Origin of the sequence: Aeromicrobium sp. Leaf272 (genome assembly GCF_001422865.1) — a bacterium.
In the GTDB taxonomy this organism is placed as follows: domain Bacteria; phylum Actinomycetota; class Actinomycetes; order Propionibacteriales; family Nocardioidaceae; genus Aeromicrobium.
In genome coordinates, this window is record NZ_LMMY01000001.1 from 138,863 (window position 1) to 156,313 (window position 17,451).

At 72.4% G+C, this 17,451-nt stretch carries 9 protein-coding genes; 8 read left to right on the plus strand and 1 reads right to left on the minus strand.

Going from position 1 to position 17,451, the window contains the following annotated elements:
- Positions 1-118 precede the first annotated feature (118 nt).
- The 5 genes from ASF38_RS00700 (at position 119) to ASF38_RS00720 (ending at position 12,652) form a co-directional block, all read left to right on the plus strand.
- Positions 119-1,525, plus strand: coding sequence for an MFS transporter (locus ASF38_RS00700; protein ID WP_056573013.1), 1,407 nt, complete (start codon positions 119-121; stop codon positions 1,523-1,525).
- 14 nt (positions 1,526-1,539) lie between these two features.
- Positions 1,540-2,313 carry a thioesterase family protein gene (locus ASF38_RS00705; protein ID WP_156366731.1) on the plus strand — a complete coding sequence of 258 codons (774 nt, stop codon included), beginning with the start codon at positions 1,540-1,542 and terminating at the stop codon, positions 2,311-2,313.
- Positions 2,314-2,413: 100 nt separating this feature from the next.
- Positions 2,414-3,178 (plus strand): sulfite exporter TauE/SafE family protein, encoded by a 765-nt coding sequence (locus tag ASF38_RS00710; RefSeq protein ID WP_056573019.1) that lies wholly within the window; start codon positions 2,414-2,416, stop codon positions 3,176-3,178.
- 221 nt (positions 3,179-3,399) lie between these two features.
- Positions 3,400-11,718: an isopeptide-forming domain-containing fimbrial protein gene (locus ASF38_RS00715; RefSeq protein ID WP_162237271.1), complete on the plus strand. Its 8,319-nt coding sequence runs from the start codon at positions 3,400-3,402 to the stop codon at positions 11,716-11,718.
- Positions 11,719-11,935: 217 nt separating this feature from the next.
- Positions 11,936-12,652: a GAF and ANTAR domain-containing protein gene (locus tag ASF38_RS00720; protein ID WP_055969567.1), complete on the plus strand. Its 717-nt coding sequence runs from the start codon at positions 11,936-11,938 to the stop codon at positions 12,650-12,652.
- 19 nt (positions 12,653-12,671) lie between these two features.
- Here the strand turns inward: ASF38_RS00720 and ASF38_RS00725 are convergent, their stop codons facing one another.
- Positions 12,672-15,131, minus strand: coding sequence for an excinuclease ABC subunit UvrA (locus ASF38_RS00725; protein WP_082480158.1), 2,460 nt, complete (start codon positions 15,129-15,131; stop codon positions 12,672-12,674).
- A 92-nt stretch (positions 15,132-15,223) separates the two neighbouring features.
- Between ASF38_RS00725 and ASF38_RS00730 the strand changes: the two genes are divergently transcribed.
- The 3 genes from ASF38_RS00730 to ASF38_RS17355 form a co-directional block, all read left to right on the plus strand.
- Entirely contained in the window at positions 15,224-15,925 is a 702-nt protein-coding gene (locus ASF38_RS00730; protein WP_055969564.1) for a GAF and ANTAR domain-containing protein, read from the plus strand.
- 129 nt (positions 15,926-16,054) lie between these two features.
- Positions 16,055-17,113 (plus strand): hypothetical protein, encoded by a 1,059-nt coding sequence (locus ASF38_RS00735; protein ID WP_056573025.1) that lies wholly within the window; start codon positions 16,055-16,057, stop codon positions 17,111-17,113.
- Positions 17,114-17,198: 85 nt separating this feature from the next.
- The coding region (locus tag ASF38_RS17355; protein ID WP_162237272.1) for a hemolysin III family protein at positions 17,199-17,451 on the plus strand (253 nt) is incomplete at its 3' end.

A 17,451-nucleotide genomic window follows, 5' to 3' on the forward strand; every position in this document is an offset into this window, starting at 1 on the left:
AGTGGTCGCCGGGGGACCTGCGGTCCGGCGACGCGAGACGTCCTTCGAGTCGAGCGGGCATGGGTCGACCCTACGCCCTGGCTTGGCAGGACCATAGCCAGGCACTAGGTTGCTGGCTATGCCTCATCCTAGCCAGGGTGCGCGAGCGGTCGTGCTCGTCACCATCGGTGCCGCCTTCATGTCCAGCCTCGACCTGTTCGTGGTGAATGTCGCGTTCGACGACATCGGGCGCGACCTGGGCGTGGGCACGCCTGGCGGCCCCACTGCCGCGGACCTGAGCTGGGTGCTCAACGCCTACGCGGTCACCTTCGCGGCCCTGCTCGTCCCGTTCGGACGGCTCGCGGACCGCTACGGGCGCAAGCAGATGTTCGTCGGTGGGCTCGCGCTGTTCGTCGCGGCGAGCGTGGCCTGCGCCCTCAGCACGGGCGTCTGGATGCTGGTGGCCTGCCGGGTCCTGCAGGCCGCGGGCGCCGCCGCCATGACGCCGACCAGCCTCGGCATCCTCATGGGTGCCCTGCCGCCCGAGCGGCGCGTGGGCGCGGTGCGGCTGTGGGCGGCGACCGGCGCGCTGGCGGCAGCGTTCGGGCCGACCGTCGGAGGCGTGCTCACCCAGCTGTCGTGGCACTGGGTGTTCCTCATCAACCTGCCCATCGGGCTCGGCCTGCTGTGGCTCGCGGTCACGGTCGTGCGCGACGCGCGCACCGACGACGACGCGGTCCGCCCGGACCTGGCCGGCGCGGTCGTCTTCGCGGCAGCGGTCGGCCTGCTCGCTCTCGGCCTGACCAAGAGCAACGACTGGGGATGGGCGGACCCGCGAACCGCCGGGTCGCTCGCCGGCGCGGTCGTGCTCGGCACGGTGTTCTGGGCACAGTCGCGTCGTCACCCTTCGCCGGTCATCCATCCAGCGCTGCTGCGTGTTCGCTCGTTCCGCTACGCCAACCTGGCCATGCTGGTCTTCAACGTCGCCTTCGCCGCACAGCTGCTGGTCGGGATCCTCTGGCTGCAGCAGATCTGGGGCTACTCCTCGCTCCGGACCGGCTTCGCGGTGGCCATCGGCCCGATCATGGTCCCCGTGACGGCCGCCCTCTCGCACCGCTTCCTGCCCCACGTCGCGCCCGCCCGACTCGTCGCCGCGGGCTCCATCGTGTGCGCGGTGGGCAACGTGTGGATGGTGTCGGTCATGGGCGTCGAGCCGGCGTTCGTGTCGGCCTACCTGCCGGGGTGGCTGCTGGGCGGCATCGGCGTCGGGCTGGCCCTGCCGAACCTCATCGCCGGCGGCACCCGTGACCTTGCGCCAGACCAGTCCGCTACCGGCAGCGCCGTGGTCACCATGTCGCGCCAGATCGGCTTCGTCGTCGGGGTGAGCGTGCTGTTCGCCATCGTCGGCAGCGCCCAGGGTGTCGCCGCTCGCGACGGCTTCGTTGCCACGTGGTGGGTCTGTGCCGGGGCTCTGGTGGTGGCGGCGGTGCTTGCCCTCGGCATGACGAACCGCGTTGCTCAGCCGGTCACGGCGGCCCGGTCGTGACGGTCCGGCCGTCGGTGCACCCCGTCGAAGGGTCGGGGCACCCTGGCTACGGTGCGTCGTTCACCCGCGACTGGTGGTCCTTCGCGGGCGTCATGGGGGGTGTGACCGCCGGTGCCGTCCTCGATGCGGTCGCCGCCGAGGTGCCACCGGACTGGCGCGTCCGGACGGCCACGTTCCAGTACCTGGCCGGTGTGCGCGACGACCCGCTCGAGATCGCGGTCCGGACCGTCCACCAGGGACGGAGCTCGGTGGTGAGCTCCGTCGAGGCGGCGAGCGCGGGCCGTCCGGCGTTGCTGGCGACCGTCCTCTCGGCTCCCGTCGACGAGGAGCAGGGCTCGTTCACCGACGTCGCGATGCCCGACGTCCCCGCGCCCGGCCGGTGCGAGGAGGTGGAGCTCCCGCGCGACCTGGTCCCGGTGAGTGCACAGCTGGAGTTCCGCTTCGCCACCGAGGCGCGGCCGACCGTCGGCGGTGACACCGCCGAGCTGGTCGCGTGGGTTCGGCTGCGGACGGAGGGTCGCTACGGTCCTGGTGAGCTGGCGGTCATCAGCGACGCGATGCCGCCCGCGCTGTTCGGGATCGCCTCCACCCCGGTGCTGATGCCCACCGCCGACCTTTCGCTGGTGCTCGGCCAGCACCCGCCGACGTCCGGGTTCGTGCTGGTCAGGATGAGGGCGCGCCACCTCGACCGTGCCTGGGCCGTCGACGACTGCGACGTGTGGTCCGACGACGGTGCGCTCCTCGTGCAGTCCCGCCAGTCGCGCCGGCTGCTGGGCCCGCTCTCGTGACATCGGTCGCGCGGAGGGGCCGGCGGCATCAGTCCCGCTCGACGCGCTGACGTAGCCTCGACGGTCGGGACGGCGCACCTGCGCCCCGGGGGAGGTCGAGATGGGTCCGGTCGAGATCACGGTGATCCTGCTCGCGGGACTGGCGGCGGGGACGATCAACGCCGTCGTCGGGTCCGGCACCCTCATCTCCTTCCCGACGCTGCTGGCGCTCGGCGTCCCACCGGTCACCGCGAACGTGTCGAACGGCATCGGGCTCGTCCCCGGCTCGGTCTCGGGGGCCATCGGGTACCGGCGCGAGCTACGTGGCCAGCGTCGGCGAGCCATGCGGCTCGTGCCCGCGTCCGCCGTCGGCGCTGTCGCCGGTGCGGTCCTGCTGCTCGTGCTCCCGGCGTCGGCGTTCTCGGCGATCGTGCCGGTGCTCATCGGTCTGGGCTGCGTGCTCGTGGTGCTCGGGCCGCGGATCTCGGCCGCCGTCGCCCGACGGCACGCCGAGCGCGGCGGGCTGTCCGAGGACGGTGCCTGGTGGACGCGACCGCTGGTCGCGTTGACCGGCGTCTACGGCGGCTACTTCGGTGCCGCGCAGGGCATCATCCTGCTCGCCGTCATGGGCATCGGGATCGATGACGAGCTGCAGCGGCTGAACGCGCTGAAGAACGTGCTGGCGGCCGTGGCCAACGGGGTCTCGGGCCTCGTCTTCATCGCCGTGGCCGACGTCGACTGGCTCGTGGTGCTGCTCATCGCGATCGGCTCGGCCGTCGGCGGGCAGGTCGGGTCGACCGTCGGGCGACGTCTCCCGGCGTCGGCGCTGCGCGTGCTCGTGGTCGGGGTCGGCGTGGTCGCCCTCGTCACGTTCCTGCGCGGGTGAACCACCTCCGGTGGCGCCGCCGGACCGTATGACGCACCTCACTCCCGACGGCCGCTCGGTTGGCGCAAAGTGGCACGGAGAACCTGTGACTTCTGCCAGGATGTGGACCTGAGGAAGTCGTTCATGTTTGTGTACCGTCGGGGAGTCGGCGGGTGCTTGAGGGAGCTCTGCCAGTGCGTCGTCGCACCATGCCGCGTACGCGGCTCGTCCACCCTGCCGTCGTGGTCGCGCTGGTCGCGGCCTTCGTCGCCGTCGTCCCGGTCGCGCCGGCCGTGGCCGCCCAGTCGATGACGCTCAGCGCGTCGAGCGACCCCGTGCTGGTGGGTGAGGACGTGTCGTACTCGCTGCGCGCCACCAACACCGGCGACGAGGACCTGTACAACGTCACGTTCCGGGCCGTGCTGCCCGCCGGCATCACCTACGTGCCCGGGTCGACCCGTCCGGACAGCGTCGGTGACCCCGTGGTGTGGACCTCTGCCGAGGGCGAGCAGACCCTCGTGTGGCGCAACGTCGACGACGCCGCGCGGTCCGGCAGCGTCTCCCTCGCCTTCGACGCCGAGCCGGACACCGACGTGTACCCCGTCGGGTCCACCGTGCCGGTCGACCTGGACGTGTACGCCAACAGCGACCCGCGGCTCGTGCCCCGGTTCACCCCGGCCGGCACGTTGCTGGATCGCTCGACCGCGTCGGCGACGACCACGAGCACCACCGCGGTGAGCGCGATCGCGCTCTCGAAGTCCGAGCCGAGCCCGGAGCACGAGCTCCTGCGCGGTGTGCACGACCACCCCACGACGTTCACGCTGCGCGTCCGCAACAACGGCTCGACGCCCACCGACGACGTCGAGGTCGTCGACTACCTGCCCGCCGGCCTGGAGTTCCTCGGCTGCGGTGGTGTCGACAACGCCCCGGCCGGCTTCGAGGAGTACCCCGGCTCCGGGCGACTCACCGGCACGCCCGCCGCGGGCGCGGACTGTGCGACGCCGGTCTCCGTCGAGACGGTCGACTCCGACCTGCCCGCCGGATACCCGGCCGGGGTCTACACGAAGGTCACCTGGGACGTCGGCACGCTGGCCGGAGGCGGCAGCCGCACCCTGACCTACGCCGCGGGCATCCCGATGCGCGAGAACGTCATGCCGCAGGGTGAGTTCACCGGGACCGCGAACCTGACGAACAACACCGGTGCCCCGACGCGCGAGGGCGCCACCGAGAAGGCCTACACGAACCGCGCGATCGCCAGCGGCACGTACACCGGGACGATCGAGGGCGACCCCGCCGACAAGACGGTGAGCGCGAGCGCGCGCGTGACCGTGACGTCCGAGGACGTCGCCGTCCAGAAGTCCGTCGCGCCGCGCACCTTCGTCCAGGGTCAGGTCGCCACGTACACGCTGTCCGTCCAGGGCAGCGAGTACACGACCGCGTCCGACGTGGTCCTCACCGACGACATGCCCAACGGCCTGTGCCCGCTCGACGACGAGACGAACCACGAGAACACCTCGGCCGCCGAGTGCGCGCGAGGCGGCTCCTTCGCGCCCACGGGTGGCGCCTCCTACGCCGACGTCGAGGACCTGGACGCCGACGGCTTCCGCATCACGTTCACGCCGTTCGAGCTCGAGCGGAGCCAGGTCCGCACGATCACCTACAAGGCGCGGATGCGCAGCGCCTACGAGGGCAGCACCGAGCCCACCAGCTCCGGCGACAGCTTCGTCAACACGGTGGCGCTGCAGGGCCGCACCACCAAGGCGCCCGCGTCCGAGAACGGGACCGACCCGGTGACCGTCAACGACGAGTCCCAGGCCTCGATCGGCACCGAGGGCCCCCGTCTCGACAAGACGGTGGGCACGCAGGCCACCCCGATGAGCTGCGCCGCCACCAGCTACATCGACAACCGTGCCGGCGACGAGTCCGTGCTGTCGTACCGCAAGGGCGATCGGGTCTGCTTCAAGATCCGGGTCGACTTCTCCGACGCGACGGCCACCCGCGCCCCCCGCGTCTCGGACTTCCTGCCCGACGGCGTCGTGTACGAGGCAGGCTCGGCCACGCCCACCGCGGCGAACGACGTCACGATCTCCACCGACGAGGCCACCGGCAACCCGGTCTTCACGATCGGGGACGTGATCGCCGGCCAGCGCTTCGTCGAGCCCGGTGCCGTGTTCGAGGTGGTCCTGAGCGGCATCGTCTCGACCCCCGGCGACGCCGACGTGGACGTGAAGGGCAACCTGGCGAAGTTCCGCTACCTGGACCAGCAGGGCCGTTCGCAGTCGCTGCGCGACCAGGTGACCTTCTACGTCGCGCCGCCGCCGACCGTCGCCATCGAGAAGTCCGTGGACGACGCCGAGGTCCGCCACGGCGACGTGTCGACCTTCTCGGTGAAGGTCACCAACGCCAGCGACACCGATGACGTGGAGGGCAACGAGCGCGCCGTCGACGACGTGCAGGTGCGCGACCTCCTGCCCCCGCAGTACACGTGCGGCGACGTGAGCGCCATCTCCGACGGCGGCGCGTGCGCGACCGTCGACGGTGTCGCGGTCGTCTCGTGGACCGTCACGACGGCGCTCGCGCCCGGCGACTCCACCACCCTCACGTACCGCGCGACCACGCCCACTTCCACCGCCGCCGGCCGCAGCTACGTGAACACGGCGGGCGTCCGCTCGTTCGCCGCCGCCACCAACGTCGGGACCGACGGCCGCACCACCCACTACCCGCGCGAGAACATCGACCCCGCCGTCACCGCAGCGCAGATGGACGCCCCGCCCGCGAAGGACACCGCCAGCGTGCGGCTCCCGGCGGTCGAGGTGGAGAAGACCAACGTCACCGACGTCGACTCCGAGACCGGCAACGGCGACCACGACGCCGTGAGCGGCGAGGGGATCGACTACACGATCACGGCGACCATCCCCGCGCGCACCACGGTGTACCGGGCGACCTTGAAGGACGTGCTGCCCGCGAACCTGCAGGTCACCGGCTCGACGATCGTGTTCCGTCCCGACGCGGGCAGCGCCACCACGGCACCCCTGCCCGCCTCGATCGAGTCAGACGGCAACCACGGCGTGCGGTTCCCGGCCACCTACACGAACGCCACGGAGACCGACCAAGTGGTGGTGCTCCAGATCGCCGCCCGGGTGGCTCCCGGCACGACGGCGACCGGGACGCGGACCAACACGGCCACGTTCACCTCGACCGCCGGACCGGCCGACGCCACCGGCACCGAGTCCGTGCAGGACACCTCGGACGTCCAGGTCAAGCTGCCCGTCCCCAAGCTGACGAAGACCTCGAACCCGACCTCCGTGGTGGGTGCGGGCCAGGACGTGACGTACACGCTCAAGGCCGAGAACACCGGTCCGGTGCCGCTGCACGACGCGGTGCTGACCGACTGCCTGCCGCTGGCGCTGACGCTCGACGCAGGGACGCTGCCGTCAGGCGCGACCTCGGCCCAGGCGACCGGCAGCCAGTGCACCTCGACGTCGTTCACCTACATCACCGTGCCGGTCGGCTCGCTCGAGCCGGCCGAGTCCCGGTCGTTCACCTACACCGCGAAGGTCGCGGTCGACGCCGCCGGTGGCGCGTCGTACCGCAACGACGCACGCCTCGTCGGCAGCACGCTCGACGACGGACGCAACGACAACAGCACCGAGACCACGGTCTCGACCACCGCGAACAAGACCGTCACCACGACGTCCGCCTCGCTCACCAAGTCTGTGCTGCCCCTGACGCCGACCATCGGGGACACGGTCACCTACACCGTCCGGGCGACGTTCGCGCCGAACCTGAACTACTTCGACGCCGCCGTCACCGACACCGTCCCCACGGGGCTGGACCTCTCGTCGCTCAGCGACGTCACGGTCACCTGCGCCCGCAGCACCGCACCCACCACCTGCCCTGCGGACGCCACGCCCCTGACCGCGTCGGGCCGCACCGTGGGCTGGGGCCTCGGTGACCTGGCGCCGGACACCGCCTCGCGCGTCTACACGATCACCTACCGGCTGAAGGTCGCCGACGTCGCCGGCAACACCACCGGCGCCACGCCGACCAACGCCGCCAACGTGCGCTGGAGCTCGGTCAACGGCACCGACCCGACGAGCGCCGGCCACACCTGGACCCGCTCGGGCACCCAGCGGACCGCCGCGGTGACCATCCGGCAGCCGACCGTCGCCGTGGCCAAGACGGTCGACGACGCGACGCCCGAGCCCGGCCAGGTCTTCACGTACGCCGTCACCGCCACCAACCCCGGTGGGACCAATGTCAGCGACGCGTTCGAGGTCGTCGTCACCGACCGCGTGCCCCAGGGTGTCGTGGTCGACACCGACACCATCTCCGACGACGGCAGCTACGACGACGCCACCCGCACCATCACGTGGCGGCTCCCGCAGCTGACCGTCGGCGCGCCCGGCAACAGCCGGCGCCTGACGTACGACGCGCGACTCGCGGCGAGCGGGACCCTCGACGGGAGCGCCCTCGTCAACACGGCCACCATCGCCGGCTACGAGAGCCGCGCGACGGGTGGTCGCACCTACACCGGACCGTCCACGACCCGAAGCGTCACGCCGCAGCTGCCCAAGGGCACCGTGCAGAAGAGCGTCGTCGGCGGCCCCACCGCCGAGGTCGGCAAGGACAAGACCTTCCGGGTCGTCGTCCGCAACACCGGCGCCGCGACCGCCACCGTCGACGTGACCGACACGCTCCCGACGAACTGGGTCCTCGGCAGCTCGGCCACCGTGGGCATCGGCTCGGCGACGGCGCAGCCGACGCCACCGCAGGTCGGCGACGACGACCCTCGGGTGCTCACGTGGCCGGCCCTCGGCCCCGTGGCGCCCGGCCAGGACGTCGTGATCACCTACACCGCGCGGCCGACCGCCGACGCCACGACCTCGCCGGGGTCGGGGAGCAGCGTCCCGCACGTCAACACGGCCGCCATCGTGGTCAAGGACGCCACCGGGGCCACGGGCAGCAAGACCGGTTCGTACGCCGGTCCCGATGCCACGGCCGAGGCCCAGATCAACCGGGCCGACCTCACCCTCGAGAAGAAGGGTGACGGGACGCTCGTCGCGGGTCGTCCCTACTCCTGGAAGCTCACGGTCGGCAACGCCGGTCCGGACGCCGCCACGGGTGAGATCGTGCTGACCGACGAGCTGCCCGACGAGCTGACCGGCTACACGGCCTCCGGCACCGGCTGGAGCTGCTCCGTGGGCACCACGGACGTCACGTGCCGCCACGCCGGTCCGGTCCCCGTCGGGGGCACGCTGCCCGTCGTGACCGTCACCGGCCAGGTCCCGAGCGACCTCGGGACGACGGCGTCGATCACCAACAGCGCCGAGGTCGAGGGCTCGGTCTTCGAGTCCGTCACGACGAACAACACCGCGACGTCGACGGTTCCGGTCACCGCCCTCGCCGACGTGGCCGTCGCCAAGAAGCTGAGCGGGTCCCTGGTGGCCGGCCAGACCGCCACGTGGACGCTCGACGTGACCAACCTCGGTCCGTCGACGGCTCGCGGCCCCCTGACGGTGAAGGACACGCTGCCGTCCGGCACCACCTTCGTCTCCGCCGAGGGTGACGGCTGGACGTGCGACGAGGCCGAGGGCGTCGTGACCTGCACGTCCGAGGAGGACCTCGCGCGGGACGCCGCCGCGCCGCAGCTGGTCGTGGCCGTCGACGTCCCCGCCGACCGCACGGCCGCCGTCGAGAACGTCGCCTCGGTCAAGAGCGCCACGCCGGAGCCCGTCACCCCCACGGCCTCGGCCAACGACCGCGACTCCGCCGAGGACACGCCCACGCGGACCGCGCTGCTCACCACGTCGAAGGTGGTCGAGGGCGACACCCAGCTGGTCGCGGGTGCCACCGGCACCTACGTCATCGGTGTCGCCAACGCCGGGCCGTCCACGGCCACCGACGTCACGGTGACGGACACGCTGCCGGAGGGCCTGACCTACCGCGGTGCCCGGGGCACGGGGTGGTCCTGCGACGAGGACGCCGGCACCGTCACGTGCACGCTGAGCGGCTCGATCGCCCCGAAGGGCAGTGCCAGCGTGGAGATCGACGTCGAGGTCGGATCCGACCAGACCGGTGAGATCGTCAACACGGCCAAGGCCGTCGCCGAGGAGGACCCCGACGGCTCCGAGGCCGTCGACGGCAACGTGCCGGACCAGGACTCCGACTACACCGTCGAGAAGAGGCACACGGGCGACGCGACGGCCGGGACGTCGCTGGACTACACCATCGAGGTCACGAACCGCGGCCCGTCGGACTCACCCGGCCCGCTCGCGGTGGAGGACCGGCTCCCCGCCGGCATGACCTTCGCCGACGTCTCCGGCGGAGGCTGGACGTGCGAGGCCGGGCAGGCCGACGAGACGGGCCAGGACGTCGCGTGCTCACGCACCGGTGGCCTCGCCGACGACGCCTCCACGTCGTTCACGCTCACGGTCGACGTCGCCGCCGACGCCGGTCCCGCCACGCTCGTCAACAGCGTCGCCGTGAGCGGACCGCAGGAGACGGACGTCTCGAACAACACCGACAGCGACCCGACGGTCGTCGTCGACGAGGCCGACGTGTCCCTCACCAAGACCGCCGCCGTCGACACGGTCGACGCCGGAGCCGAGCTGTCCTGGACCCTCGGGGTCGAGAACGCCGGCCCGTCCGACGCGGACGCGGTGACGGTCTCCGACACGATGCCGGCAGGCCTCACGGTCACGTCCGTCGCCGGAGACGGTTGGACGTGCGAGACGTCCGACGCCGCGTTCAGCTGCTCGCGGCCGACCCTGGCCCCGGGCGCCGCCCCGTCGCTGACCCTCGTCACGAAGGTCGGCAGCGGTGTGGACGCGAGCACGGTGATCACGAACACCGCGACCGTCACCACCACGACGCCGGGTGACGACGACGAGGACAACACCGATGCCGACGACGTCTCGGTGACCACGCACGCCGACCTCGCGGTGTCCAAGACCCACACGGGCACCCCCGTGGCGGGCCGCCCGTTCGCGTTCACGATCGGCGTCGAGAACGAGGGACCCTCGGACGCGCGGTCGCCGATCACGCTCACCGACGAGCTGCCGCCCGGCATGACGTACGTCGGCACGCCCGGCCCCTGGACCTGTGTGGCGGGGCCGGTCGCCACCGCGGGCCAGACGGTGGAGTGCGAGCTCGCTCCCACCGCCGGGCTCGCCGCGGGAGCGTCGACGCCGGACCTGGTCATGACGGTCGACGTGGCGTCCGACGCCTCGGGCGACGAGCTGGTCAACGTCGTCACGGTCGAGAGCGACACGGACGACCCGGAGTCGGGCAACGACGAGGCGCGCGACACGGTGACGCCGACGGGATCGGCCGACCTGTCGATCACGAAGTCGCACCGGGGCGAGGCCACGGTCGGCTCGCCGTTGGAGTTCACCCTCCAGGTCCGCAACGACGGACCGTCGGAGGCGCGTGACGTCGAGGTGGCGGACCTGCTCCCCGACGGACTCACCCTCGAGTCGATCTCGGGGGAGGGGTGGACCTGTGACGACGACGCCGCGTCCTGCACGCTCGACGAGCCGCTCGCGGTCGACACCGACGCCGACCCGATCACGGTGGTCGCCACCGTCGAGCCCGGGGCGTACCCGGCGGTCGGGAACGTGGCCACGGTCTCGTCCTCCACACCCGACCCGGAGAGCGGCAACGACCGCGACGTCGACGAGGTGACGGTGCCTGCACTGGTGGACCTCTCGATCGACAAGCAGGTCGAGGGCGAGCTGACCGTGGGCCGTCAGGGGACCTACACGCTGACCGTCCGCAACGACGGTCCGACCGCCGACCCGGGCCCGGTCACGGTGACCGACACGCTGCCGGCCGGCCTGACCTACGTGTCCGCCGAGGGTGAGGGCTGGCGCTGCGCGGAGGATGCGGGGACGGTCACCTGCGTCGACGAGGACGGTCTCGTGCTCGACGAGTCCAGCTCGGTGCTGCTCACGGTCGACGTCGGCGCCGCGGCCTACCCGACCGTGGTCAACACGGCGCGGGTCGCGACGCCGAGCGAGCAGACCGACACCGACGACGACACGTCGACGGTCGAGGCGCCCGTCGCAGGGTCCGCGCTCGTGTCGATCGACAAGTCCCTCGCCGAGCAGGACGACCGGACAGCCGTCTGGACGCTGGAGGTGCACAACGCCGGACCGACCGAGACCACGGCCGACGTCGTGGTCACGGACGCCCTGCCGAAGGGCCTGACCCTCGTGTCGGCTGCGGGCCGGGACTGGACGTGCGAGACGACCAGCCGCCGGGCCACCTGCACCTACGACGGGCGGCTGGGCGTCGACCAGACGAGCGAGATCGAGCTGCGCACGACGCTCACGGCGGCCGCGGGCGAGACGGTCACGAACGTCGCGTCGGTGTCCTCCGGCGGGCTCGGCGGCGACGCCAGCGTGGACGACGCGACCGTGACGGTGCCGGCGGAGGACGGCGGTCTGCTGCCCGGCGGACTGCTGCCCAGCACGGGTGGGCCGGCCTGGTGGCTCCTGCTGCTCGGCATGCTCGGTCTGGCCGTGGGCACGGGCGTCCTGCGCCGACGCGAGGGCTGACCGGGCGGGGCCGCGCCCTGGCGGGCGCGGCCTCGGCGGGGGCGGGGTGGCTCCGGATCCGACCGCTTGCCTGGACGGCCCCGACTCCGTCCGGGCGAGCGGACCGGTGCCCTCGTCCGGACACGCGGCACGGGCCGAGACGCTTCTCGCTAGATTGTGTCCCGAGCGCGCTTCGGCACAGAGGCGGGCGCGGACCGCAAGATCGCTGGAGCAGCACGTGAACGAGAACGAGAACGACCACTACGACCTCAACCGGACCCTCGCGGCGATCGCCGCCGACGCCTCCGGCAGCGGGAGCTCCCACGAGGTCATCGCGAAGCTCTCCGAGCACGTCGCATCGGCGGTGGACGGTGCCGACGGCTGCGCGGTGTCGCTGAACCTCGGCGACGGGCACATCGTCACGGTCGGCGCGACCGACCCCGACCTCGACGCTGCCGACCGGTTTCAGAACGAGCTGGGCGAAGGGCCGTGCCTGGAGAGCTTCCGCGAGACGGAGGTCGTGCACGTGCAGGACCTCCGGGTCGACCAGCGCTGGCCCCGCTGGGCCAAGCCCGTGTCCGAGCAGCTGGGGTTCCGCTCGATCCTGTCGGCTCACATGACCACCCAGCAGCGGCGGGTGGGAGCGCTCAACGTCTACGCCCGGCGGGCGGACGCCTTCACCGAGCGCGACGTCGCGCAGATCCCGTTCTTCGCGGCCCACGCCGCCGCGGCGATCGCCGCGGCCCGGCAGGTCGAGCAGCTGAGGGAGGCTCTCGTCTCGCGGACCCGGATCGGTCAGGCCGAGGGGATCGTGATGGAGCGGCACGGCATCCAGGAGGAGGAGGCGTTCGCGTTGCTGACCCGTCTGTCCCAGCACCGCAACGAGAAGCTCCGCGACGTCGCCGAGACGATCGTCGCCCGTCGGTTGATCCCCGAGGACCCCCTCGACACGTGAGCCCGCTCGGCGCAGCCGCTCAGCCTCGTTCCACCGCTGCGCGCAGGTACGGCGCCGTCACGCTGTCGGCCACGTCGAGCAGCTCGGCGGGCGTGGTCGCGGCCACCACCGTGCCGCCTCGGTCGCCACCGCCGGGGCCGAGCTCGACGACCCAGTCGGCAGCGGCGACGACCTGCATGTCGTGCTCCACCGCCACGACGGTGTCACCGCCTTCGACCAGGCGGTTCAGCACGCGCACCAGGTCGCGCACGTTCACGGGGTGCAGGCCGCCGGTGGGTTCGTCGAGCACGAAGACCGTGCCCTCGCGACGCGGTCGCTGGAGCTCGGTGGCCAGCTTGATGCGCTGTGCCTCGCCCCCGGACAGCTCCGTGGCGGGCTGGCCGAGCGTCAGGTAGCCCAGGCCCACGTCGAGCAGCGTCGTGAGCGCGCGGTGCACGGCGGGCACGTCGTCGAAGAAGTCCGCCGCCTCCTGCACGGTCATGGCCAGCACCTGCCCGATGTCGCGCTCGCGGTAGAGCACCTCGAGCGTCTCGGGGTCGTACCGGGACCCGCCGCACGTCGGGCAGGTGGAGTAGCTGGTCGGCAGGAACACGAGCTCGATCGCCACGAAGCCCTCGCCCTCGCACGTCGGGCACCGGCCTGCGTCGACGTTGAAGGAGAACCGCCCCGCCGTCCATCCGTGTTCCCTGGCCTCGGGGGTGGCCGCGAAGAGGCGTCGGACCGGGTCGAACAGACCGGTGTAGGTGGCCAGGTTGGAGCGCGGCGACCGACCGATGGGCTTCTGGTCGATGACGACGATGCGTCGCGGGCCCTCTGCCGAAGGATCGGCCGCAGCGGCCTCCAGCTGCTCGACCATGGCCGTGAGCAGCGACGACTTGCCCGACCCCGACACCCCGGTGACTGCCGTGAGCACACCCGTCGGCAGTCGGACCTCGACGTCGCGCAGGTTGTGCAGCGAGATGGGATCGAAGTCGATCCAGTCGGCTGGCGTCCGCGCGCTCAGGGCCGGCGGCTCCGTGCGGTCGAACATGAAGTCCGCCGTGCTCGAGTCCGCCACGTCGGCCAGCGCCGCGGGCGGTCCGCTGTGCACGACGTGGCCGCCCAGCACCCCGGCGCTCGGGCCGACGTCGACCACCCAGTCGGCGTGGCGTGCGATCGACAGGTCGTGCTCCACCACGAAGAGCGAGTTGCCCGCGGCGACGAGGTCGCGCAGCGCGTCGTAGAGCGCGGCGGAGTCCGCGGGGTGCAACCCGGCCGACGGCTCGTCGAGCACGTAGAGCACGCCGAACAGGCCGGCCCGCAGCTGTCCGGCGAGCCGCACGCGCTGCAGCTCGCCCGGGGACAGCGCGGTGCTCGAGCGGTCCATGGACAGGTAGCCGAGGCCGAGGGAGATGATCGACTCCACGCGCGCACCGAAGTCCTTGACCAGCGATCTCGCGGCGGACGCCGCTGCCGCGCCGTGCCGGTCGGTGCCGCGGGCCTGGTCGGCCAGCCCGCCGTCGAGCAGGGCGCACACCTGCGACAGCGGGAGCGCGGCCATGTCCGCGATGTCGATCCCGGCGAAGGTGACGGCGAGGGCAGCAGGGCGCAGACGCTTGCCGTCGCACGTGGGGCACGGACCGTCGGCGACGAACGCCTCCAGCTTCTCGCGCTGCGCGGGGGACTGGGTCTTGGCGAGGTTGCGCATGAGGTACTTCTCCGCCGACGACCAGTGCCCGTGGTACGCGCTGGCCTCGCCCTGCTTGTTGCCCTGCAGGAGCATGCGCGGCTCCTCGTCGGTGAACAGGATCCAGTCACGATCGCTCTGCGACAGCGTGTGCCAGGGGGCGTGCACGTCGATGCCGAGCTTGGTGACCATCCGCCGCACGTTCTGGCCGACCCACGCGCGGCTGGCCCAGACGCCGATCGCGCCCTCGTCGATGGAGAGCGATGGGTCGGGGACGAGCAGCTGCTCGGTGGTGCGTCTCGAGACGCCGCTGCCCTGGCACGTGGGGCACGCGCCGACCGCCGTGTTGGGTGAGAACGCCGACGCCGGGAGGTGCTCGGCGCCCTCGGGGTAGGTGCCCGCCCGGCTGTAGAGCAGACGCAGCACGTCCGACAGGGAGCTCAGCGTGCCCAGCGTCGACCGGGAGCTGGTGCCACCGCGTGCCTGCTGCAGGGCGACGGCCGGCGGCAGTCCCTCGATGGTGTCGATCTCCGGGGCGCCCACCTGCGACATCAGCCGTCGCGCGTAGGGGGCGACGGACTCGAAGTAGCGACGCTGCGACTCCGCGAAGACGGTCCCGAACGCCAGCGAGGACTTCCCCGACCCGGAGACGCCGGTGAACGCCACGAAGCAGTCGCGCGGCAGGTCCACGTCGACGTCGCGCAGGTTGTGCTCGCGTGCCCCGCGGACGCGGATCCAGCCCGACGACCCGGAGGGGAGATCGGTGCCGTGGAGATCCGGGCCGTGCAGGTCGGTGTCGCTGCGAGAGGCCATCGGTCCAACGTAGGGGGCCGAGACGGGGCGCGCGCGTCGTGGTGCCGACGTCGGCGAGTAGGTGATCCGCTCCGTCGGTGCGATGGTGGAGGATGCCCGACGACCTGTGGGACCGCTTCTCGTACCTGGCGCGCGACATGAGCCAGTCGCCCGACCTCGCGAGCACCCTGGGCGTCGCGGTGGAGGGGGCGACGGCGCTCGTCGCGGGGGCCGAGGCGGCGGGGATCTCGATGGTCCACCACGGGCGGAGCATCGACACGCCGGCTGCCACCGACGAACGCTGCCGCCGCGGCGACGCACTGCAGTACGCGCTCGGCCAGGGTCCCTGCCTGCAGGCGATCCACCAGCAGGAGACGGTGCGCAGCAGGGACCTGCGCACCGAGGAGCGCTGGCCGGGGTGGTCGCGTCGCGCGAGCGAGGAGCTCGGGTTCCGCAGCATGCTGTGCGTCCAGCTGTTCGTCACGCAGGACACCCTCGGGGCGATGAACCTCTACGCATCGCAGCCCGATGCGTTCGACGTCGACGACGAGGCGACGGCCCTGGCGGTGGCCGCGCAGGTCGCGGTGGCGCTCACCGCCGCCGAGGAGCTCGAGTCCGTGCAGAGCGTGGTGGCCTCGCGCATCGCGCTGGGCCAGGCCCAGGGGATGCTCATGCAGCGCTACCGACTGGCGCCCGAGCGGGCCTTCGCCGTGCTGGCACGCGAGGCGCACGCGAGCGGTCGACGCCTGAGGGACGTGGCGGACGACATCGTCCGCAACGGCGTCATCGAGGGCCACTGGGCCGACGACGACTGATCTTCTGCTTCGGTCCTCGGGCCGCGCCGCGTGGACGATCGGCGGGGCGCGCTGCGCGGAGGACGGTGCCGTGGGAGCGTGATCCCGGCACCGCGCGGAGTGCTCTGGAAGCAGCGGAAGAGGACGAGGATGAGCCGCACGACCCTCCCCGACGGGAGCATCCGGTACGCGCCGGACCGGGGGCACCGCGCCCCGACGACGAAGGCACGTCGGCGCAGCTCCCTCGCGGCCGTCGCCGTGGTCCTCCCGGTGGGCCTCGTCGGCCTGAGGGGCATCGGCCTGGAGGCGGGTCTGTGGGTGGTCGGCGTCACCGCCGCCGTCACGCTCCTCGGGGTGGTGATCTGGCGGCTGACGCTCCCGTCGCAGCACACGGTCACCGTCTCGCGGACGCACGTCACGTTCCGCAGCTACGGGCGGACGCGGGTCCTGGCGGTGGACGAGCACCTGCGCGGCAGCCTGCTCGTGCTGACCTACCAGCACGGGTTCGAGGTCCCGTACCTCGTCGTCGACGGGACGGGGCGGCCCTTCCGCCTCAACGTCGAGATGTGGTCGGAGGACGACCTCGAGGCGATCATCAGGCACCTCCCGAACCACGCCTCGGCGCCCGAGCCGCTCGACGCCGCGACGGTCGAGCGCGAGTTCCCCGGCCTGCTGCCCTTCAGCACGCGACACCCCAACCGGTTCGCGATCGCGTTCGTCGTCGTGACCGTCGCCGTCGTCATCGCCGTGGGCGTGGTCGTCACCGCCGTCACCGCCGAGCGCGACGACGACGAGGAGTACGAGCCGGTCGCCACCGTCACGCCGTCGGTCCGGCCCGATCTGTCGCGCGAGGCGGCTGGTCGGCAGAACCGGCTGCAGGCCGACGTGCAGCGGCTCCTGGGCGAGGACGACGACTGGAGCTCGCAGGACCCGACCATCCGGGACTGCGCCGACGGCGGGTACCAACGGATCCTCACCTGGACCAACGACGCGCCCCGCGAGCGCTACACCCAGGACGACCGGCAGGACGTCGCCGCGGCGGCCCGTCGTGCCGGGCTGGTCGAGCGCGACGTCGAGCAGGACGGCGAGGCCGTGACCGGACTGAGCTACCTCGACCCGGAGACGCTGGCCTCGCTGCAGGTCGACGTCAGCGACGGGGTCCTGACGGTGACGACGGACAGCGCCTGCTCCAGCGCAGACCAGCCCTGACGCGCTGGTGGCCTACGGTGGTCCCACCGTCGCTGTCCACGGTGCGTGACGACGTGTCGCGCTGTCTCGACCAGGAGGAGCTTCCGTGAGCAGCACCGACGACGACGCCCTACCCGTGGACCGGCGCACGCGAGGCATGGCCGACAAGCTGGCCGAGCTCAAGCCCTCCTTGCGCGGGTGGATGCACGCGGGGTTCGTGCCCCTCCTGCTGGCGGCGGGCGTGGTGCTGATCGTGCTGTCGCCGACCACCGAGACCCGGTGGGGGTCCGCGATCTACGTCGCGAGCGCCCTGCTGCTGTTCACGGTCTCCTCGATCTACCACCGGGGCACCTGGGAGG